The sequence below is a fragment of the Nocardia sp. 852002-20019_SCH5090214 genome, assembly GCF_001665865.1.
Taxonomy (GTDB): Bacteria; Actinomycetota; Actinomycetes; order Mycobacteriales; family Mycobacteriaceae; genus Nocardia; species Nocardia nova.
On record NZ_LZMK01000285.1, the window covers coordinates 18,977 to 38,551 of the forward strand.

The window sequence follows — 19,575 nt, forward strand, 5'->3', positions numbered from 1 at the left end:
GTGCAGACACGGTAATGGTCGATGCGGACGGGGTGTGCTCACTGATTGGCAGGGGCCGGGGGTTTACGTTCGGACCCGGCGCTGTATCCAGTTTTCAGTGTTCGACAGCAGTCGATGGACGGCGGGGCTCGCGTAGCGGGCAATGTCGGCAGACGCCGCCGCGGCTGCCATAGCGTCCATGAGACTCGCTTGCTGCCGGTCGATCTCATGTCGTAGCCAGTCGGGCTCGATGCCGAGGGCGGGTGCGACCCCAACCCAGCTGTCGACCGTAATTCGTTCGGCGCGGAACACTCCGCCGATGGACATCGACAAGCTGTTCCCGGAACCGTCTGAATAGGCGAGATGGGAGTTGAGGTCATACAGCGGTGCCAGACGGACAGTCGGCCCGCTGAGCAGAAGTGAGTAGTTGCGGGCGTGGGCGTCCGTACCGCAGACGAGCCAATTGAAGATGAGTGCCCGAGCCAGCCGCTGCACATCCTCCGACGGCTGTCGACTCGTCCGGCGAATCAGATCTGCCAGTGCGAATGCGCCAGGGCCACCTTGACTTTCGTACTTGCGGCTGGGCCATAGGCCCAACGCCTGACACATGTCTTCCTGGTGCACTCGAGTCCACCGGCCGTCGGATCGCTGGGCGCGGTCGTAGCGCTCCACGACGATGGCTCGCTCGTCGGCGAACTCTTCGATCGAACACCGTGCAACGCCGAGGTCGAGGTTGCTCGCCGTGCGCATGGTCACGGCCTCGACGAGATCCTGATCGGGCATGCCGGGAATGGCGGGTTTGATGATGTGGGTGGAAGGCACGCTGCCTGATGGGTCGTTCCAACCGTCGTCGCTGCGATGAAGTGCGATCTTCGCCTGGGCGCCCGCGAGGGAGAATTTGCCCTGTCCGTTGTCGATGTCCGAGATGGGCAAGTCTGCCTTGGCGCGGCGGAGCATTTCCGCGATCCGGGAACTCTCCAAAGGACTCAGACGCCCGGATTTTTTCAGGACAACCTCGAGGCGCTCAGGTCGAACGAACTGAGCAGCGCCGGCCAGGTCTTCGCCGACATGTCGCACGAGTGAGTAGGCGTCGGTTTCGTCGGATATGCCGAACTGGCGCCGCCATTGGCGAAGGGTCTCGGGGCGATCCGGCAGGAGCCCGGAGAGCCACGAATCCAGGACCGGCTCTCGGTATCGACCGGCCGGGCCTGGCATCGACACAGACAGGGGTGTGAAGCTGTGGCTGGCAGAGTCCGAATAGCGCAGTCGCATCCGGCGTTTTCCCGTGCGCTGGACGTCGCCGATCACGCGGCCGTTCATCACCACGTACAACTGGTGTTCGTTCGCGGTGTTCATCGGTCGAACTTCTTCAGGTGCGCCTCGAGGTCGATCGGTTCCTCGTCGGCGGGCTCCGTCGCTGCGGCCACTCTCCATTCCGGTGGGGTCAAGACCAGTGTCACGTCCAGGGCTGTGGCGACCCGCATCACCATGTCCAGCGGTGCCGACGGTTTGTCGCCCAGCTCGAAGGAGTTGAGCCACTGCCGCCCCACGCCGGCCAGCGCCGCCAGCGCGGACTGTGTGATGCCATCGGCAATTCTGACCTCACGCAGAGCGGGGCCGAGGTCGTCGGGACGATGCACGGTTGCTGTCGCCATTAGGCGACAATATCAAATGACGCCGTATGGCGACAAGTCAACGGCTTTGGGCGGAATCGGCATACTGTCGCCATATAGCGACACAAGCTCGTGTCGCTATATGGCGACATTGGTGGCAAATCTATGGCAGCACCCGCGTACAACTGCCGTCAGGTATCGCGAAACAGGATGCACCGCAGAGTCATACCGTATGGGCAAGTCCGAACGCGTGGTGTGTCAGAGAGATTGCCACGTGGTCTTGGAGCGCTATTCGCTCAAGTACTGTTCGACTTCGGCCAAGGAGGCGGATTCGAATAGGCGCTCGCCGTCGTCGATGTCGAGCAGAACCCATCGGTGGTTCTGTCTCGGTTCGGCGATGAGTTGATAGCCGGCGCGGCGAGCGCGCGCCATCAGGAAGTGCAGGCGTGCGGTCTCCGGGGTGATGTGGCGGTGGTCGATCATCGCGGCTGCCGGCTATCGGTGTGGGGCCGCCACTCGCGCAGGGCGTCGGCGAATCGTGTCAATGCGGTGATGTCCGGGGTGAGTGGCTGAAGCAATCGATAACTGGGGCATGGGATCTGAGTGCGGCCAGGTTCACGCCGTGGCAGTTGATCGAGCACGTATTCCTCCGCGGTTTCGGTCAGTAGCCCATGTGCGGCCGGTCTGCCGGGACCATGCGCTGCGCGGTGACGAGGTGGGCTTTGGCTTGCTGCTTGATCGGGCAGACGTTGATGGGGCAGTCGATGTGGCGCTGCATCACCGCATGGGCGAACGTGATGGTCATGGCCGGTACGCGGTGGTGATCGGTGACGGGTAGCCCGAATGGTTCCGGTGCCGTCAACGGACCGGCGTGGGAGTCGGGCGTTCGTGTCGGCTTGTCCGTGTTCGTCAAATCGCTTGTCCCTTCATGATTCGGGTCGAGCGGTGGTCACTGTGAGGCTTCGATGTACTGTGCTGCGAGCCGGAATCGGGGGCAGTCGTGCTTGGCGTGGTCGGCCATGACGTGGATGGCGTGTGCTCGCCCGCGGATGGGTTCGGTGTTCTTGCAGCCCGCTGGCGAATCGAGGTGGCGGAGGCCGGTGGCGACGCGTTCGAGGAGGTCGCGGTTGCGGGTGTGCCAGAGTCGCAGGGTGGCCGCCATCGACCGGTTGTGCGTGCGCCTGATGGGGAGTTTCGGTAGTTCCTGACGCATGGGGTCGTCGTCCGGGGCGATACTGGTGGGGGTCGGCTTCACGCCGATCGGCTCGCGGGCACTGGTTTCGGTTGCGGGTACGGGCATAGCGGTCGGCTCCGGGTTCTGTCGGGGCGAAAGTCGAGCGTGCGCCTCTGCGGTGTGCGGTAACGACTGGTTCCAGCATTGCCGCGTCGACGCGTTCGAAGGACGTACTGAACCCGTACTGAGCCCGTACCCTTGCGGTACTACAGCGGAGGGGAGAACGCCGAGAGATGACGATCGTCAAGTGGACCGGGCTCGAGGTCGCGGCCCTGCGTACAGCGTTGCGGGACACGCAGATTCAGTTCGCCGACCGCATCGGATGTTCGCTGGAAGCGGTCGGTAAATGGGAACGCAGAGGTGCTGACATCACCTTGGGCGTGAAGTACGCCGAGTGCATGGACACCGCATACAGACGACTCGATGATGAGCAGAGGGCGCGCTTCGATGCTGCGCTGCAGAACCCGGACGGCACTCTCCAAACCGTCGGCACTGAGAATTCTCTGCCCAGCGGTGCAGCGGTGGTGTTCGACGCGGAGGAGGTCGACAATGTGAGGCGACGGGATTTTGGGACTGCCGCCATTGGGCTGCCTGCCCTAGTTGCGGGCGTTGTGAATTCGGATATGAGCGCCGCTCCTAGCGATGTCTCAGACTTTGTCTGCGGTGCCCGTGTGGCACCCGAACTCGTGGACTACTTCCACACTCAACTCTCCGGGCATTACACCGCGGACATGTACCTGGGACCGCTCTACCTCATCCCGACGGTGCGGGCTCAGACGGAACTGATCGACTGTCTAGCGGGCACTGCCGATGCGCCGGTGCGGCGCGGGCTGCTGGAAATCGGCACTGCATACGCTGCTTTTCTCGGCTGGCTGTATCAGGACGCGGGTGACCGAGCCGCCTCCGCCAAGTGGCGAGATACAACGTTGGCCCTCGCACACCGCAGCGCCAGCGCCGACCTCATTTCTTACGCACTATCGAACATGGCGATGCTCGCATTGGACAGTGACGACGGCCGCGCCGTCGTCGACTTCGCGCGGGCGGCTAATGCGGCCGGATCGAAGCTATCGCCGAAGGTCCGCGTGATTGCACTCCAGCACGAAGCGCAGGGCCACGCCATGCTCGGCGATCGTGGCACGGCGGAACGCCTATTGGATGACGCTGTAATGCTGATCGACCGCATCGATGACGTGCGCCCGTGGGGAAACTCCTGCCGACGCACCCCGCACTACATGGAAGCGCAGCGGGCGACTTGCTACGGGCGCACCGGCAATCGGCGAGACGCCATGGATGCGGCCAATCTGTGGGACGAGATCCTAGACTCCATGCCGGAGTCTGCGCGTCGGGACAATGCCGTATTTCGTGCGCGGCAGTCGGCTGTACTGGCCAGGGTGCCTGACCCCGACCGCGCTGTGTGGGCGGCAGCAGAGGCGGTCGAGGCAGTTAAAGTCACCGGGTCTGCCAGGCTCCGCAGCGAATTGAAGGAGATCGCTCACCATGCCCGAGCATGGGCGAACACCGCGGCAGGGCGTGGGCTGAGGACTCTCGTAGGGTCTGTCGCATGACCGCACTGCCTATTCCATTGAGCGACAGCGAGATTGCCAGCCGTCTTGAAGCGCTGCCGGGTTGGGAGCGTGACGGTAACGAGATCACTCGCACTTTCAGGCACACCTACCATGAGTGCGTGCATCTGGCGGTGTACGTCGCGGCGAAGGCCCGAGAGGTAGGGCACCATCCCGACATGCTGATCACTTGGCAGCGGATCGAGTTCCGGATTACGACCCACGATGTCGGGAGGAAGTTGACCGAGTTGGACTTCGACCTCGCGCGAGATATTGATCGGATCGCGGAAGCCTCTGGCGCGACTCCGGGCTGACAAGAAGAGCTGATACTGATGGACGCTTGTCGTGACGAGGCAGCGCCGGACATCTGGCACCCAAAATCTCAGCCTCGACCAGCTGTCTCCACATTTGCGCTGCGAACGGCATCGGCTCACGCTTTCAACTTGCGACTGAGAAGAGACTTTAGGTGAATATGCCGCATCCGCCGGGATCCTAGATCGGACGAGTTACGGATACCCCGCGTGTATCCAGACACGATCGATCCAGTCTGTTCTTCGGTTAGATCAAGGATCTGCGAGAGTTCGGACACGGTCGTGTCGTGAATTTCATCTCGCTTATATGAAGTAACCGCGCGCTGAAAAAGATCGAGGAGCTTGCGTATCTGGCTGAGTTCCCCGGCTGTAGCCTTCATTATGACATCTCGGAACTCCCAGGTCGTATTGAGGAGGGTGAACATATCAACGATATTCGACCACCTCGTGCGGCCTTCCCACTTTATTGCTGACGTCAACAAGGTGAGCAAATCGATAAACTCGACAGAACGATCTCGATATTCTTCGAAGTCTGTTGATATTTTATCGTAACGTTCGTCCAGCTCCACCTTCTTGTTTGACAGTCCAAAGATGCAGGTACTGAAAACCTCGGCATAGAACTCAAGATCTCCGCCGCGCTTCCTTCTTTCGCCGCTAAATACTCCGGAAACTGCACTCAATTCGTGTGCCGCACAATCCTTAAGGAATTCATTGAATGGGCCTGGCAGGAGAGCATTCCGCAGCTCTTGTGCTGTTAAGACCATATTTACGCGGTTGACCCGAGCGAACACTGCTCGAACGAACTCGTCGGCAAGATTCGATAGGCGTCGGATTGGAAATCGGTATTGAAAAAACTCCTGGCGAACTTCACTTGGAAGATCTCTGAAGTACATTCCGTTAAACTCTTTTGCGAGAGCTGGATTCTCTAGGTTATCGAGCGTGTATTTATTTTCCAAAAACTCAAGTAGCGCTGTTAGCCGCTGCTGCCCGTCCACCACGGACGCGGTCTGCTCGCCGTCTGCCGTGGTCTCGTACGAGAGGTATATCTCGGGGATCGGGAATCCAAGAAGAATGGTTTCCATGAGCGAGACCTTTGCTGCGTCTGGCCAAACCGCCTGACGCTGGTATTCCGGGCGCAGAATAAGTTCTCCAGACTTGTCCAGCGATCTGAAGTCGGCAACCGTTTTGGATTCAATTTCAAATTTTAGTGCATGTTCAGGCATCGGCAATCCCTTCTTCTATTGCGCGATCCCGAGCGGTACTCACGCTCTCTGCGTGGTATTTTCTCAGGGATCTATGGCTGCGATAGAGGCGATAGTTTACGTCACATCTTTGGAGATCGGGACCCAGGTGTTCAACAAGGCTGTCGCGAGCGAGCGACCAGTGTTCCCCAAAGGATAGATGCGGAAGAATTATGTCGAGTGCGATGCACTCCTCGAAGACTAGTTTTCGTAAGTACTTTCGCTGGGTTTCGAACCTGGCGTTGCTGATTATCGTCCGCAATTCGGTCCATGCGGTATCAAATAACTCGGAGGATACGACAGCTATGTCGAGATCCGACTCGCTATTGAATCTTTTATATCCCTTCCTTGGGTTCATTGAATAGCCGAGTCTTGCACTACCAACTAACTGGACCGACATCGGGTCTACGCCAAGGTGGATGGCAACACGATGCCGCCAGCGCACGTAGCTCAACTCCTCGGGCCAAACCGCCGGCGTCCCGTCGAAGAGGCGAGCCGTGACAAAGTAGTCCACATCGCGGTCGAGAATCACGAAATCATCCCAAAACATGCGTAGTCCAGGAAGTTCACTAACGGACGAGTTTTCGGCATCGACCGCTGCCATGTTACGCATTAACTCGTGGGCCTTCCTTATCGAGCGGTATTGGCGAGTTCCAAGAAGCGTTGGTGCGCCTTTTCCATATCGTGTTCGCGGTCTACGCCTCTGATTGGTTCCTTGTAGGTGATGCCGTCGACGGTTAGGTCGGATAACGGTAGGCCGCGCTTTTTTCGGTACTCGGAGGCTAATTTGGCGGGGAGTTGGCGGCCATTGTTGTCGTAGAGGGCTTCGCGTTCGTATTTTTGGAGGACAGGGAACTGGGTGCGGTAGATGGTGAGAAGTTCGTCGGCAGTGATATCGAGCATTACGGCGACGATTGCGTCGACTTCGATGAGGGCTTGGCGGCGGTCGGCATCGCGGCGTAACGGAATGTGCCAGGTCCAGTCTGGGGTGATATCGGCAAGGGCAGCAGTGCGCGAGTACCCCGGGTTTATTTCGGAAACCCAGGTGTCCGATTCCCACGCTGGATCGTACAGCTCGGACCAGAGTGGGGCGTACGCGGAGACCAAAGCATTGAGGCGGAGGGTTCGGTGGATAAGTTGTGGCTGTAAAGGATGAGCGGTAATACAGGGGACCTTGCTGATAGGGCCGCGGTTGAAATTTGCCACCCCCATTACCTTCATGACGAAGTCCACTGGCATAGAGGAGCAGAACGCCGCCATCAAAACAGTGCCTAGGTTGGTCGCTGCTGCCAAGGAGTGCAGGCCATGAACATGCGTGGGGCCCGGTGGAATTAGCGCAGAGTGAAGGGTTCGGACTGTTGCTGGGTCAGCCATTGCCCGCCATGCGAGTCGGAAGTAGGACCAGCTCGGTTCGTTGTTCCATTTTGGGTAAGCGGTCTGATACTCTGGCAGAGGAAGAGCGACTTGGTAATTGGTTCTCGGAATGAATATTTCAGGAATCGACTCCAGGTCGATGCTGGCGTAGTCAACGTTGCTGCGCATTGTCGGGTTGCCCTGTTGATATACAGGACAGGCCACTGTTAGGTGGGGACCCTGGAGGATGGCGCTGTCCAGGTTGTCCGGTACAGCGGAACGAGCTTCGAAGTAGCCGAGTTTGCGTGCATCAGTTTCAATCCAGCCGGTTGTCCAATGGAATCCAACGTCGCCGATCCGGGGGGCTAGCGCGATCTTTTCGAGGACTGCGCTGCTTGCGCGGTTCACTGGATACAGCATCCTGGCCTCGGTCGCGGGGGTACCGGGTTCGTCGATGAGGGTCGCCCAGCCCGCGAGGTCCGATTCTGTGATCTCGATGATGCGTTCGGGGTGAGGCCGGACGTCCCATTTTCCGTCGGGGTCTTTTACACCGGGGACGATGGTGGAGCTGTCGTTGCCTGATCGGCGGGCGTCGAGTGAGCGGGCGGGGACATCAGGGTGGTAAAGCGCTGAGCCCTGGAGGAAGTGGACGGCAGAGTCGCTGCCGTACACGTGGACGCCATACTGACGGGTATGGTTGATCTCCGAAAAGATGCTGAGTTCGTTGCGGAACTGCCAGTGCCGCTTGAGGCGTCGGTAGCAGGCTCGCCGCAGTCCTTTAGCGCGGGATTCGGTGAAGTGCCTCCCGGGTGGATCAGTGAAGTGATGCCGCGCGTGGCTGACGATCGCCAGGTCCGTTCCATGAAGCAGCGATACAGGTCCGGTCTAAGTCCAGCTAGGACCGGATGGTCAATTCCCGATGCCAGGTACTCGACCTGGCCGGACTGAACGGCCCTTTCAAAGAGCAACGTTTCCCGGATTGTCGGGAGAGCGAGTGCCGCCGCGGCTTTGGCCTTCTTCGCCGCCTCGGAGGGTCTATGTGCCAACTGCCACCACGGATCGAACTCCGCAAGCACCCCTGCTTCATCCCAATCCGGTCGTACCCAAGGCGGATTACCCACCTGCAGATCGAATCCACCCCGCGCGAAGACTGGTGCGAAATCCAACTCCCAATGGTGAAACCCTTGCGAAGCAGCAATCCCCGAAGCTACCGCCAGCCACGGAAATTCGACAAACGCAGCATTAATGCCTCTGGCCTGAGCAAACGTCCGATCAGTGTGCTCAGCGAGGTCCAACTCGAACCACCCCAAATCCGAGGCGATACTTGTCTGCCCGTCCTTCTCCCACTTCCCAGCCTTCGGCATCAGTCCGAGCAGCGCTTCGAGCCCCCCAGCCCACTGATCCCAATCAGGCGCAGATATATCCCCCGTCACCGGCCACGACCACATTGCACACCATGCATCCATCACCCGCCGCAGCCGCCGATACGCCCCGTCTTCGTCGTTCAGTGCCTTTTCAATCTGCTCTCGCGTCACCGCGTGCTTGAATTCGACCGGGTCACTGCCCCAGAGGTTCAGGTCGCGCCGAATTTCGGATTCGGCGATGGTGAGCCGGCGCAGAGCGAACCCCCAAAGGATTTCGACGCGCTGTGCCAGCGAGGCGAGCCTCTTCTGGATGTCCTTCGAAGGCGTCTTGCGAATACCGTTGCGCCACAGGCGAAGTTCTTCGCGCTTCTCTGGCGCGTAGGTTTTCGCTTCGGCTGTGTCGACCACCGCGCCCCAACCTTGCGCGGGCAGCAGGAAGTGGTGGATGCCAGCGCCCACGGATTCGCCCAAGGGTACATCCGTGGGGACGGTGCTCAACCATGCCTTCTTCGCGAAGTGGGAAGGCTGGTATACCGCCCGCCGGGCCCCGATGAGTGAGTTGCCACGCCGCAGGTGCAGACCGAACCACGGAGCTTGCAGTCCTGCGACCATCGTGTCCAACCACAGCGAGATTTCGGCCAGTTCTACAGCAGTGGCGTTGAGGTCTACTCCATACACTCGGTGCAGCGCGATATGCGCTTTTACCTTCTGCAGCTCGACCGGATACTCATCGGCCGGGATAAGCTCGCCGAGATCTTCCTGCTTGCGCTTCAAGTACTCGGTAGCGAGCTGCCGCACGGCCTCGATGGCGAAGGCGCCAGACCCGAGGGCGGGCTCGCAAATGGTGAGCTCGAGAATCTCTTGCGGCGAGGTGCGGGTGCCGTTCTGGTCGAGGAGTTCTTCGAGTGCCTGGGAGACAACGAATTTCGTCAGTACCTCGGGCGTGTAGTACGACGCCGACTGCTGCCGCTCCCGGCCGGCGAGACGGAAGACGAAGGTACCCTCGCGGTGGATCACCGGCTTTAGTTCATGTGTGTCCGGGTCTTCGGCGCGGACGAAGTCGGATTCGGAGAGGTGGTCGGCGCGGTGCACCGGCACCACCCAGGAACCTTTTTCGGGGTTGCCGTCCTTGGCGACCTCGAACAGGTCTTCTTCGGCGAAGAACCCGGTATAGGACATCAGCCCCTCGTACACCGCTCCCAGTTGGTTGATGCCGAGTTCGGCGTAGCTGATGAAGCCGCGGTCGCCGCCCTTGCGGCCCTTGGACTCCTTGGTGAGCAGCAGGTGTTCGAGGACTTGTTGGGTGGCGGCGTTGCCGAGGCCCACCTCGTCGATCAGGGCGGTTGCTCTGGGGGAGAACAGGTCTGCTCGAAGAGGGTTGAACTCGAGGCCGGGGGCCGGATCGTCGAGGATGTGCTCGCGCAGGGCCGGGGTGTGGCCACGGTCCACGAGGTCGAACAGCTTCTTGAGCGACTCGTACAAATGCGTACCGGTTTGGGCCCGGTGGGAGACCAGTTCGGTGAGCGTTAGTTCACGCAGCCGATCGAGTCCGTATCCCTCCTCGTACTCGGCGGCGCCGGTGGGCAGTACCTGCATCTCCGGCGAGGCTTCGGCATACAGCAGGAACAGGATTCGATAGAGGAACCGCAGTGAGTGTTTGGCGAGTTCGTTGCCGTCGATGCCGTCCATGGTGAGGCCGCGTTCGGCACGCCGTCGGACCACCTCGTTGGCGATGATTTCGATGGATAGCCGAATGCCTTCGCGCAGGTCCTTGGAGACGCCGACGGTGTGTTTGACGGAGTCTTCGAGGACGCCGGTCCACCAGATGTTGCCGTCGGCGTCGGCCTTCAACGACTGGTAGCCGAAGATGGCTGCGGCGCGGTCGATTTCGCCGCCGCGCGCCTCGTGGCGGCGTTCGACCACGACCAGCAGGTCCATCGCCAGGTAGCGGCCTTCGGCCCAGCGTTCGGCCTCGGCGAGCAACAGCCATTGGCCGGCCTGGACGACCACGAATGCGGGTGGGGTGTCGGAGCGGAAGGCGGCGGAGACGGCTTTCGACGCCGATTCGATCGGTTTGCCGTCCTCGGTGGCGGGGGCGATGAGCCGGCCGGTTTCGGGGGCGAGGAGGTCTTCCAGGGTGTCGACCGGTTCGGCTTGCAGGAACAGCACGTCGGGGAGGTCGGGGAGCTGGGCGTCCGGGATTTCCAGCTCGGAGCCGGCGCGTTCGGCGGTGAAGGGGGTGAGTTCGCCTTGGTAGCCGAACGCGGCGCGCACCTGGGCGTGGGCCTTGGGGGCGGCGAGGGGATCCTCGGACAGGCCGGCTAGGGAGGTTTGCAGGTCGCGGGCGGCGGATAGCAGCGTGCTGCGGACCGTGGAGCGGCCCTCCTTGGCCTCGGCGTCCCAGGTTTTGCGCAATCCCAGGACCTTGCCGTGGAAGGACTCGTTCACCGAATCGGTGGTGAAGTAGTGCTCGCTGATCCAATCCTCGCCGACGACGATGGAATCGAAGGAGGGCATGGTCACTGATCCTTTTCGGGGACGATCACGAGCAGGGGACGCACCAACTGCTGTGTGGGAGCGAGGGATTCGGCGAGGCGCTGCTCTTCGAGGATGCGTTGCGACAGCTTCTCGACCTTCTTCTTCTGGCCGCTGAACAGGTCCAGCTGTTCGGCGCCGGTATGCCAGCGGTCGGCGCGCTGCCGCCAGGCGTCGAGGCGTTCCTGGGCGGAGCTCTGCTGGGCGTCGAGGATCATCTTCATCGACTGCGCGGCCTCGCGGACGGCGACCGGAATCAGTGGTTGCAGCTGGTCCAGATCGTGCAGCGGGCCCGGGTTGGAGGTGCCGGGGCGCAGGCCGGTGGTGGTGGTCAGGAAGTTCAGATCCTCCATAGGTTCGACCAGGCAGAAGGACGGGTTGCCCGGGTTCGGGAATTCGGCCTTTGAGAAGACGCGGGAGACGAGCTGGCCGCGGCGGTTCATCAGGGTGCCCATCAGCAGGACCGTCACGTCGTCGACCTCGCCGCGGATGGCGAAGATCTGGTTGCGGCCCAGCGCGCTGAGTGCGCGGTCGCTGGCCCAGTCCAGGACCGGATGCAGGGGGCCGAGGAAATGTGCCTCCGGCCACGTGGTGTCGTTGATGCCCTTACCTTCTCGCGCGGCACGCAGCTGGGCGTCGCCGACGGCGGTGGAAGTGGCCAGTTTCAGGCGTTCCAGGACGCGGCCGTCGCGCAGATAGTTCTGCGGGAGTTGGCCCAGGCGCTGTTTGAGGTCGCGGGGTGGAATGAGTTCGGCGATACCGTGATTGGTGTGCCGCGTCCAGCCGACGCCGCCCGCGGCCGGGGCGGCGTGCGGGACGTCGTGGAAGGCTGCGCGCAGGGCCTCGTCGAGGAAGCTGATGTCGTCGGGGTACAGGCTGAGGCGGGGTTCTTCCGGCAGCTCGGCTCGGGTGTCGTCGTCATCCAGGTCGAATTGGGCGAAGAAGGCGTCGAAATCGTCACCTTCGGCCACCTCCTCGATGCTGCGAACAGCTTCGTCGAGCGTGGTTTTGCGGGCGAGGACATCGCGGATTGCCGATTCCTCTTCTCCCACACTGTGTTTCCCCATCAGGGAAGCGACGTCGCCCAGGGTGGTGTGGGCCTCGTTCTCCCGTTCGAGCAACCGCGACAGTACGCGCAGGTCGCCGGAGAATTCCGGGTCGGAGGGTTCCAGGATCAGCGACGAGATCACCGGTGGGTGTTTCTGGCCGTAACGGTCGATGCGGCCGTTGCGCTGTTCGATGCGGATCAGCGACCACGGGATGTCGTAGTGGATCAGGTGGTGGCATTGGGCGTGCAGGTTCACGCCTTCGGAGGCCACGTCGCCGGTGACCAGCACGCGGATGGGGGAGGTTTCCAGTTTGAAGCTGTCGACGATCTGTTGCTGTTCCACGTCGGACAGGCCGCCGTGCAGCATGACGACCGCATCAGGCTTCAGGCCCAGCGCGGTGGGGAGCAGGTCGGTGAGCCATTTCAAGGTGGCGACGCGTTCGGCGAAAACCACTGCGCGCGTGCCGGATTTCGGGCCGACGCCGATCTCGCGGAGGCGGTCGACGAGTGCCGCCTGTTTGCCGGCGGATTCGGTGAATGCCTTGTCGTTCAGGTCGGCGAGACGGTTCAGGGCTTCCAGTTCGGTGCGCTGCTCGGCGCCGTGCGGGCCGCCCTTCTCACGGAGTTTGTTGCGGCGCTGGTTGATCGATTCACGGAGGGCCGAGGGGGAGGACAGGAACGCTTTCGCCAAGGTCCACGGGAACAGGGCTTTGGTTTCACCCGAGTACGGGGAGCGGCCCGACTCCGGATGCAACCACACCTGCGAAAGTTCCTGCGCGACGAGCTCTTCCACCGGCGACGGCGTGACCAGACGATGGACGGGTTCGGCACGCTCGGCCCAGTCGCTACCGACCTCGGCGGCGACCTCGTCGTGATGGCGGTGGCGGCGGATCAGCAGGGACTGCACATCCTCCTTGGTGAAGGAACCGTCGGCGGCCACCGCGGTCGGGTCCAGCAGGCGTAGCAGTTCGGCGAAGGACTCCTCGCGACCGTTGTGCGGAGTAGCCGAGGCCAGAATCAGAGCCTCGGTATTCGGGGCGAGGATGCGGGCCAGCTCGTTGTTCAGCGTGCCGACGTTGGTGAGGTTGTGCGACTCGTCGATCACCACCGCATCCCAGTGCTGACGCTCCAGATGTGCCTTGTAGCGAGGGCTTTTCAGGGTGTCGATCGAGATGATCGCGCGCTTGTAGTAGGTGAAGGGGTTGCGGGTCGCGGGGAGCTTCTGGCGGACCTTCTGGATGCCGGCCGAATCCAGGCGTACGAACGGGAGCGCGAAGCGGCACCACAGTTCGTGCTGCATCTGCTCGAGAACGTGGCGTGGGGTGACGATGAGGATGCGTTCGCCGCGGCCGCGCCGGACCAGTTCGGACAGGATCATGCCGATTTCGAGGGTCTTGCCCAGGCCCACCGCGTCCGCCAGCAGGATGCGGGGCCGAATGTGTTGCGGATCCAAGGCTTTCGCCACTGCGGCCCGCTGATAACCGAGGGAATCCGCCAGCATCCGCGTGGAGACCGCGAGCGTCTGGTCGCCGTAGGGGAACGGAGTTTTGCGCAGCAGCGACTCCAGCCACAGCCGCGAGTCCCGATAGCCGGATGAGCTGTCGGCAACGACCTGTGCTTTGGCGGGATCGAGGACCTCGATGTCGTCGAGGCTGCGGTAGAACGTCGCGGTCGTGTCGCCGACCAGTTCCGACAGACCCCGCACCCGGAGCAGCCACCCGTCCGAACCTTGTTCGGCCGAGGTGACCAGCCACTCCTCGTCGCGGACCACCACGATCGAACCGGGGGCTACCTCGAAGGTGTCGGGCTGCTCGGCGAGGGTCATCGACGCTGCTCCTGGGGACGGGTGTGGGCGGGCCAATCCAGTATCGGTGCTGGGGTTCGAGATGTGACACGGCGGTGGTGCATGTCGGTTGTTCGAACGACACGTAGCGATGTCTCCGCTCAATATGCTCACGATCCGTGAGTAGAGACTCCGGGGCGGATCGGCAGGATCAGGTAGGGCGCATCGAGGCCCAAGTGAAGGCGAGTGGGGGAAGCGAGAGGAAGCGGAAACAGAAGGTCCAAAAGAGTACCGAAGGTCACCTGACCCTCGGTCCGTTCTTCGGGCGCAGGTGGCAGAAGAACACGGAAGGGAAGGAAAAGCATCGGGGAACCCGGACATATGTGGTGAGCCTTGGCGTGGTTGTCGTGGTGGCGGCGGTGGGCGTCGGTGCCGTGATGTGGTGGAATTCGCAGAGCAGCGGTTCCGCGGATGCCGATGCCCCACCGGTTCCCGGCTCCACGACCAGCGTTGCCGCCGCGGTGATGCGGCCGACGACTACGACGACTCCGTCCGGCACGACAACCGCTGCCGCCCCGGCCCATTCGGATCCGACCTGGTACAAGCTGACGGCCTACAAGTCGGTCTCCGGCGGAAACGGCTTCTACTGGAAGGATTCGGTGCGGATCGGCACGCAGACGTATCCGGCAAGCATCGCCGGCGAATACCCCTCCAGCACGTCCGATCCGAGCAACAGGGCAGTGTGGGCCATCGGCGGCAACTGCACGAGGTTCCAGGCATGGGTCGGCAAGGACATCGACTCGAGTGAATCGGGCACCGGCAGTGGGGGTTTCTATCTCCAGGGGGACGGTCGCGACCTGGCATCGGTGATGGTCGGCCCGGCCGACCCGCCACAGCGGATGGACGTCGACATCACGGGATAGGCGCGCCTTACGTTGTACGACACGCGAAAGAGCGTGGACATGAACAACGCGTGGGGGACTCCGGAGGTGCTGTGCACGAGCGCACCGGGGCAGTCGCGCTGAACCCGGATCGGGGCGTGCAGCCATCGCTACCCGGCACTGCGGAAGGTGGTCTGTCTCCGCGAGCAGGTGCTGTCACGAAGCGGGAGATGACCTCCGCGCGTTGACAATCCGTCGAACGACGGACTGCGAGGTGTCGGTCCGGACTGTTATATTCGCGTGCGCCAGCTGGCAGGGGATGCGGGCGGAACCTTCGTGGCTTTCTGCGGGGAGATTGTGAAAGGCGTTGGGGTGCATGGGATCTACGCGCGTGGCGGATTCGATGGATAGCGCGCTTCGTTCCAAGATTCATCAACCGGGATGTCCCTGGTCGTGGACTTCCGAATGCATCGAGCAGTTCGAGCGGTTGCGGAGCGAGCACATCGAGGTCGCGGAGATGTTCAGTGCGATGATTCGTCGTGCGCGGGAGCGGGGGCTTCCTCCCACGCAGAACAACAACCATGTCCCGCGGCCGACGCATCCCACTCATCGTTGTCCGGTGGGAGACCGCGTGCGAGACCTGCCCGATTTCGCATTCGATGACCAGGTCAGACCCATGCCGTGGGTAGGAGAGTTGTACGCCGAGTCGGTCGATGGGCGAACTCTGTACCGTTTGTACTTCATCGAGTCCCGCCCAGGCTGGGTGGCGACGACCGACGAAATCTACGCGTCGGCCATTGGTGAGAAACCTGTCGGTGCGGATGGTGGCTGGACGAGCGACGATCAGACGGCCGACATCCACTCGGCGATGATCTCGGGCACTCAACGGTGCGACAACTGTCGGAAAGTATGGAGACGCTGGAATGCGGCCTGATAACCTTTGTGATATAACGCAACAGCTCTCGGCTCGACCGTGCGATGTTCCGATGCGAGGGGAGAGGTGGTCTCGATGAGCGCGGACAGGTACCCCGGTTTCGGCAACCCCACCTCGAACGAGCAGCTGGGCGTGGAGCTGGCGAGCGAGCAACTGGATTTGATCCTGGACATGCGAGAGATTCGTTTGGAGCGTGGATACTCGGTCACCCAGGTCGCGGAGGCGATGGGAGTCGACCCCGCACAGGTCTCCCGATTCGAGAGCGGAGCGACCAACCCCACGATGTCCACGATCCGCCGCTATGCGAAGGCTGTCGGAGCGATTTTCCGCATACGGGCCCAACGGTGGGAGTCCGAAAACGATGAGTCCCTCGAATCGACGTCTCCCGAATCATCGGATGCGCGCTGTGAGGCTCTGACGAACGCGGAGCAGTTGTGGACCGTGCGAATGGGCACCGGTGACGCTTCGCCGGGTCCGTGGAAGGCGACCGCGGTCGAACAACTCGGCCGCTCGGCGCCGGTGGTGGAACCGGTGAAAGGGACCAGGGACTACCTGCATCGGGTGACCGCGACGGTTCAGTCATGACTCTTGTGGAGCGGGCGACCGGGAGCAACGTCTTCTGGAAAGAGCGGTCGGTACGTCGCAAATCATCCGACGAATTGGAAGACATCCCGAACGCATTCAGCATCTCGATGTCGGTATCAGGAGGAAAGTCCTCCAAAGACGCCCCTGTCGTCGATACGACCGTCGAGGTTTCAGTGAGTAACCCTTCGCTGGAACTCAAATACGTCGTGACGTACCGATTCTATTTCGCCAACGATTCCGAGCCGCCTCCGGAAGAAGAGGTCGACACCTTCATGCGCGAACACGGCATCGGCTACGCGCTTGGCGTGGTCAACGGTGCGCTGGTGAGTGATACGACGGCATTCAGGGTGAAGCCACTGTCCATTCCGATCAACGCCTACGACGAGGTGCGGAAGCTGATCCCGCAGCGCCCGTCCGATCAGAGCCGCCATCTGTAGTCGCCTGGGGGGACTGGGCAAAGAGGCTCTGGGGTTTCCCGCAAGGAACTGCTGGTGCTCGTAGTCCGCTCGTTGCGATGCGACTTACCAGGCCCGTTTGCGGCGGGTCTCAATCCTCTCCTGGCAGAGCCAGCGGGCCAGGCCGCCGTGTCCGGAACAGGCTCCCGATGGGGGCGGACGCGTGGGCGTATGGCCCCGGCACCGATCACCCGGTCAGCGCAGCGGGACCGTCGCGCCGCCGGAGAACAGGGAGTCGGCGCCGATCAGGAGCAATCTCCCGGTTCGCCCTTCTTCACCACCGACAGGACGGCGTCGCCCTCACCGATCGGGACGCCGGGGGCAGGGGTCTGTGCGACTACAACCCAGTTGCGGTCGATTATCTGCATTCGGCCGGCTCCGGTCGCATCCTTGCTTCGAGAGAAGAACACTCCGGCTTTTTGGATAAGGTTCTGTGCGGCCTGCAAATTCATGCACACCACATTCGGCATCGGCACTGTCGCGGCTTGCGTTGCCGCCGGCGCGCTCGAGGGTGCCTGCGCCGGGGGTGCTTCCGTTGAAGGTGCCGGCTGTGTCCTCGTCGGCACCAGGAGAGTTGTCGTCGTGTCGGCGATTTTCGGCTGCGTGGTCGACGTTTCCGTTGCTCCACATGCGGTTGCTGCCCCAATGGCAGCGATAGCGAGGTATGCCGCGATTCTCTTCAATGCACGGTCCTTCCGGCGCGAGTGTGTCTCGAGTAGCCAAAATGTCGGTGAGGGGACGGGTCGTATTAGCTGCATTTCGGTAACGACGCGATGGGGATGACGCACATGAGCGGCTGCGCGCTCGGCGCCGAGGCGGGCGCGTGGGTGCCCGTCCCGGCGCCGATCACCCGGTCAGCGCAGCGAAACCGTTGCGCCGCCGGAGAACATGGAGTCGTGCAGCACGATCCGGACGGGTTGAGAATCGGCCGGCAGATCGAAGACGACCTTGGCGGTAATCGTGTTGCCAGGGTTGATGTTTGCGTACATGCTCGTGTCGGCTTGCAGGTTGATGGCGGCCGCGGTGTCGTTGTTGAACTTGCGGTCCTGCGTGTCGTAGAGGTCCTGATTGCCGGGGGAGAAGCCGTAGGGCACCTTGGAGGTGTTGAGTACGGTCATCGTGACGATCGTGTACGCGCCCTGGGCGGTGCGGCGCAGGTAGGGGTTGTCGCCCACTTCCTTGACGCCTGTCTGCACGTCGGTGACCACGAATTCGAATTTGCCGTCGCGGACCGGGGTGTTGATTCCGGGCGGCGGAGGCTTCGCGGGCGCGGGCGCTGCGGCAGAGTTGCCCGCGGCGGTGGTCGCGCTGTGCCTGGAACCGGCGGAATCCTTACCGCTGAGGCCGGCGATGCAGCCGCCGACGCCGCAGAGCAGCACGATGCCGACGACGACGATCAGCAGCGCCTTCGGCATTTTGGACTTCTTCTGTTGCACCACGTACTGCGGCGGGAGTTGTGGCCCGGGCTGGTAAGTCATGGCGCCGCTCCTATTCGTGGATCCAGGTACAGCCCTCGACGTTGATCACGTCACCGGCCTGCAATTGCACGTAGGACGCGCTCGAATAGGACTCGATATCGGTGGCCTCCGAGGACTTCGCGCCCTTGTACGGGAGCCACGTGATGAAGCAGTAGCCGTAGTCATCCGCGCGGGGGCCGGAGGTGTGGTACGTGCCTTCCAGGACGTCCGTGCCGACGACTTGCATGCCCTCGTGCAGGGTGGCGGCCGGTGCGGCGGATGCGGTGGCGGCCGCGACGGTCACGGCGGCGGAGGCGATGAGCAGAGCGGGAAAAGCCTTGCGGAACATGGTCATAACTCCTGGATCGGTGGCGGCGGGATCAGAGTTCGTACTGCGGGCAGTAGGCCGTGATGGCGGCGTCGAGGAAGATGTACGGGTACTTCACGGCGCCGCGGGACTTCTCGGCCAGCACGATCTGGTTGTGCGCCGAATTGCCGTAGGCCCGTAGCCAATTGCATTCGGCCTGCGCGAGCTGGATCGCGGAGTCCTGGCCGCTGCAGGTGTCGTCGTCCTCGGCGTAGTCGCTCAGGAAGCGTTGGTCGGCTGGGCTGCGGGGTCCGCAGCTGCTGCCGCCGGATCCGGAGGCTGAGCCGGTATCGGGGGCCGCGAACGTTGCCGGTGCGGCGGCCGTGAGCACGGCGACGGTGGCGCTGGCGGCGAGCAGAGCAGGGACGATACGAGCGTTTTTCATGATGATTCCTGGCAGTGAGTCAGTTGTTGGATGCGAGCAGGTAATGGATCAACCAGATCGGTGACCACAGCCCGCAGGTGATGAGCGTGAGCACCAGATGCAGTCCGTGCGGGAACGATCGTGTGACGACGACCTGCGCTCCGGGCGGGAACTGCTGGACCACGTTCATCATCGGCGGTGGTGACGGAAAGGCCTGGGGGACAGCGGGGTGCGCGGGCCCGGGGGACGTGAAGTATTCGGCCGGGTAGTACGGCGGTGCGGTGGGCGGAACCGGCGGATACGGCTCGATCAGCCCGCCCGCGCTCGGGGGATACGGCGGCATCGGATCCGGTGCGGGCGGGCGGTCCGGTGGTGCGGTGTCCCATACGTCGATGGGGCGGTCGGGTTCGTGACTCATGGCGAAGTCCTGTCGTTTACGGCAGCAGGGATCGCTCGACGGCGACGGCTGCGGGAGGGGTTGAGGTGCGGAGATTCGCCGGTGTCGGCGT

20 protein-coding genes are annotated in these 19,575 nt (G+C 62.5%); 6 read left to right on the top strand and 14 right to left on the bottom strand.

The features are described 5' to 3' along the window. Positions 1 to 63 precede the first annotated feature (63 nt). The 5 genes from A5780_RS21980 to A5780_RS21995 all read right to left on the bottom strand — a co-directional run bounded on the left by A5780_RS21980 (position 64) and on the right by A5780_RS21995 (position 2,892). Positions 64 to 1,335 carry a type II toxin-antitoxin system HipA family toxin gene (locus A5780_RS21980; protein ID WP_064909459.1) on the bottom strand — a complete coding sequence of 424 codons (1,272 nt, stop codon included), beginning with the start codon at positions 1,333 to 1,335 and terminating at the stop codon, positions 64 to 66. Next, on the bottom strand, positions 1,332 to 1,634 hold the full coding sequence (locus tag A5780_RS21985) for a helix-turn-helix domain-containing protein (protein ID WP_064909460.1): 303 nt from the start codon (positions 1,632 to 1,634) through the stop codon (positions 1,332 to 1,334). Before A5780_RS21985 ends, A5780_RS21980 begins: the two co-directional genes overlap by 4 nt. A gap of 246 nt (positions 1,635 to 1,880) precedes the next feature. Continuing rightward, on the bottom strand, positions 1,881 to 2,075 hold the full coding sequence (locus tag A5780_RS21990) for a hypothetical protein (RefSeq protein ID WP_231983049.1): 195 nt from the start codon (positions 2,073 to 2,075) through the stop codon (positions 1,881 to 1,883). 178 nt (positions 2,076 to 2,253) lie between these two features. After that, on the bottom strand, positions 2,254 to 2,397 hold the full coding sequence (locus tag A5780_RS39290) for a hypothetical protein (protein WP_181068477.1): 144 nt from the start codon (positions 2,395 to 2,397) through the stop codon (positions 2,254 to 2,256). Positions 2,398 to 2,541: 144 nt separating this feature from the next. After that, the gene (locus tag A5780_RS21995; protein ID WP_064909461.1) at positions 2,542 to 2,892 is read right to left on the bottom strand and encodes a hypothetical protein; all 351 of its coding nucleotides are present in this window, start codon (positions 2,890 to 2,892) and stop codon (positions 2,542 to 2,544) included. A gap of 167 nt (positions 2,893 to 3,059) precedes the next feature. On the opposite strand from A5780_RS21995, the gene A5780_RS22000 reads away from it, so the two are divergent. Both A5780_RS22000 and A5780_RS22005 read left to right on the top strand, forming a co-directional pair. Further along, positions 3,060 to 4,391 (top strand): DNA-binding transcriptional regulator, encoded by a 1,332-nt coding sequence (locus A5780_RS22000; RefSeq protein ID WP_064909462.1) that lies wholly within the window; start codon positions 3,060 to 3,062, stop codon positions 4,389 to 4,391. Beyond that, positions 4,388 to 4,702: a 4a-hydroxytetrahydrobiopterin dehydratase gene (locus tag A5780_RS22005; protein ID WP_064909463.1), complete on the top strand. Its 315-nt coding sequence runs from the start codon at positions 4,388 to 4,390 to the stop codon at positions 4,700 to 4,702. Before A5780_RS22000 ends, A5780_RS22005 begins: the two co-directional genes overlap by 4 nt. 116 nt (positions 4,703 to 4,818) lie before the next feature. Here the strand turns inward: A5780_RS22005 and A5780_RS39295 are convergent, their stop codons facing one another. The 4 genes from A5780_RS39295 to A5780_RS22020 form a co-directional block, all read right to left on the bottom strand. Further along, positions 4,819 to 5,922, bottom strand: a complete 1,104-nt coding sequence (locus A5780_RS39295) for a DUF262 domain-containing protein (protein ID WP_082976642.1) — start codon at positions 5,920 to 5,922, stop codon at positions 4,819 to 4,821. Continuing rightward, complete coding sequence (locus A5780_RS40130) at positions 5,915 to 6,544, bottom strand: hypothetical protein (protein WP_156769602.1); 630 nt, start codon at positions 6,542 to 6,544, stop codon at positions 5,915 to 5,917. The genes A5780_RS39295 and A5780_RS40130 overlap by 8 nt, the downstream gene beginning before the upstream one ends. A gap of 1,294 nt (positions 6,545 to 7,838) precedes the next feature. Further along, on the bottom strand, positions 7,839 to 11,174 hold the full coding sequence (locus A5780_RS22015) for a class I SAM-dependent DNA methyltransferase (RefSeq protein ID WP_369829542.1): 3,336 nt from the start codon (positions 11,172 to 11,174) through the stop codon (positions 7,839 to 7,841). A 2-nt stretch (positions 11,175 to 11,176) separates the two neighbouring features. After that, positions 11,177 to 14,065, bottom strand: coding sequence for a helicase-related protein (locus A5780_RS22020; protein WP_064909465.1), 2,889 nt, complete (start codon positions 14,063 to 14,065; stop codon positions 11,177 to 11,179). 344 nt (positions 14,066 to 14,409) lie between these two features. On the opposite strand from A5780_RS22020, the gene A5780_RS22025 reads away from it, so the two are divergent. From A5780_RS22025 to A5780_RS22040, 4 genes are all read left to right on the top strand, one after another. After that, on the top strand, positions 14,410 to 14,946 hold the full coding sequence (locus A5780_RS22025; protein ID WP_156769603.1) for an NPCBM/NEW2 domain-containing protein: 537 nt from the start codon (positions 14,410 to 14,412) through the stop codon (positions 14,944 to 14,946). 349 nt (positions 14,947 to 15,295) lie between these two features. After that, a complete protein-coding gene (locus A5780_RS40135) occupies positions 15,296 to 15,838 on the top strand; it encodes a hypothetical protein (RefSeq protein WP_156769604.1) in 543 nt (180 codons plus the stop codon). 75 nt (positions 15,839 to 15,913) lie between these two features. Then, a complete protein-coding gene (locus A5780_RS22035) occupies positions 15,914 to 16,423 on the top strand; it encodes a helix-turn-helix transcriptional regulator (RefSeq protein ID WP_156769605.1) in 510 nt (169 codons plus the stop codon). Beyond that, entirely contained in the window at positions 16,420 to 16,860 is a 441-nt protein-coding gene (locus tag A5780_RS22040) for a hypothetical protein (RefSeq protein WP_156769606.1), read from the top strand. The genes A5780_RS22035 and A5780_RS22040 overlap by 4 nt, the downstream gene beginning before the upstream one ends. 263 nt (positions 16,861 to 17,123) lie before the next feature. On the opposite strand, the gene A5780_RS42050 is transcribed toward A5780_RS22040, so the two are convergent. The 5 genes from A5780_RS42050 to A5780_RS22060 all read right to left on the bottom strand — a co-directional run bounded on the left by A5780_RS42050 (position 17,124) and on the right by A5780_RS22060 (position 19,484). Further along, entirely contained in the window at positions 17,124 to 17,330 is a 207-nt protein-coding gene (locus tag A5780_RS42050; protein ID WP_231983050.1) for a calcium-binding protein, read from the bottom strand. A gap of 402 nt (positions 17,331 to 17,732) precedes the next feature. Next, the gene (locus A5780_RS22045) at positions 17,733 to 18,356 is read right to left on the bottom strand and encodes a DUF4352 domain-containing protein (RefSeq protein WP_064909470.1); all 624 of its coding nucleotides are present in this window, start codon (positions 18,354 to 18,356) and stop codon (positions 17,733 to 17,735) included. A 10-nt stretch (positions 18,357 to 18,366) separates the two neighbouring features. Beyond that, entirely contained in the window at positions 18,367 to 18,690 is a 324-nt protein-coding gene (locus tag A5780_RS22050; RefSeq protein WP_064909471.1) for a hypothetical protein, read from the bottom strand. 25 nt (positions 18,691 to 18,715) lie between these two features. Next, positions 18,716 to 19,087 carry a DUF732 domain-containing protein gene (locus A5780_RS22055; protein ID WP_064909472.1) on the bottom strand — a complete coding sequence of 124 codons (372 nt, stop codon included), beginning with the start codon at positions 19,085 to 19,087 and terminating at the stop codon, positions 18,716 to 18,718. 19 nt (positions 19,088 to 19,106) lie between these two features. Further along, positions 19,107 to 19,484 carry a hypothetical protein gene (locus tag A5780_RS22060; RefSeq protein ID WP_064909473.1) on the bottom strand — a complete coding sequence of 126 codons (378 nt, stop codon included), beginning with the start codon at positions 19,482 to 19,484 and terminating at the stop codon, positions 19,107 to 19,109. Between the last annotated feature and the right edge of the window lie 91 nt (positions 19,485 to 19,575).

Coding starts and splice junctions, on each gene's coding strand:
- A5780_RS39295 (WP_082976642.1), bottom strand. CDS start 5,922: ATGCCTGAACATGCACTAAAATTTGAAATTGAATCCAAAACGGTTGCC.
- A5780_RS22060 (WP_064909473.1), bottom strand. CDS start 19,484: ATGAGTCACGAACCCGACCGCCCCATCGACGTATGGGACACCGCACCA.
- A5780_RS21985 (WP_064909460.1), bottom strand. CDS start 1,634: ATGGCGACAGCAACCGTGCATCGTCCCGACGACCTCGGCCCCGCTCTG.
- A5780_RS22055 (WP_064909472.1), bottom strand. CDS start 19,087: ATGAAAAACGCTCGTATCGTCCCTGCTCTGCTCGCCGCCAGCGCCACC.
- A5780_RS21980 (WP_064909459.1), bottom strand. CDS start 1,335: ATGAACACCGCGAACGAACACCAGTTGTACGTGGTGATGAACGGCCGC.
- A5780_RS22045 (WP_064909470.1), bottom strand. CDS start 18,356: ATGACTTACCAGCCCGGGCCACAACTCCCGCCGCAGTACGTGGTGCAA.
- A5780_RS22040 (WP_156769606.1), top strand. CDS start 16,420: ATGACTCTTGTGGAGCGGGCGACCGGGAGCAACGTCTTCTGGAAAGAG.
- A5780_RS22050 (WP_064909471.1), bottom strand. CDS start 18,690: ATGACCATGTTCCGCAAGGCTTTTCCCGCTCTGCTCATCGCCTCCGCC.
- A5780_RS22015 (WP_369829542.1), bottom strand. CDS start 11,174: ATGCCCTCCTTCGATTCCATCGTCGTCGGCGAGGATTGGATCAGCGAG.
- A5780_RS22020 (WP_064909465.1), bottom strand. CDS start 14,065: ATGACCCTCGCCGAGCAGCCCGACACCTTCGAGGTAGCCCCCGGTTCG.
- A5780_RS40130 (WP_156769602.1), bottom strand. CDS start 6,544: ATGGCAGCGGTCGATGCCGAAAACTCGTCCGTTAGTGAACTTCCTGGA.
- A5780_RS22035 (WP_156769605.1), top strand. CDS start 15,914: ATGAGCGCGGACAGGTACCCCGGTTTCGGCAACCCCACCTCGAACGAG.
- A5780_RS21995 (WP_064909461.1), bottom strand. CDS start 2,892: ATGCCCGTACCCGCAACCGAAACCAGTGCCCGCGAGCCGATCGGCGTG.
- A5780_RS39290 (WP_181068477.1), bottom strand. CDS start 2,397: ATGACCATCACGTTCGCCCATGCGGTGATGCAGCGCCACATCGACTGC.
- A5780_RS42050 (WP_231983050.1), bottom strand. CDS start 17,330: ATGAATTTGCAGGCCGCACAGAACCTTATCCAAAAAGCCGGAGTGTTC.
- A5780_RS21990 (WP_231983049.1), bottom strand. CDS start 2,075: ATGATCGACCACCGCCACATCACCCCGGAGACCGCACGCCTGCACTTC.
- A5780_RS22000 (WP_064909462.1), top strand. CDS start 3,060: ATGACGATCGTCAAGTGGACCGGGCTCGAGGTCGCGGCCCTGCGTACA.
- A5780_RS22005 (WP_064909463.1), top strand. CDS start 4,388: ATGACCGCACTGCCTATTCCATTGAGCGACAGCGAGATTGCCAGCCGT.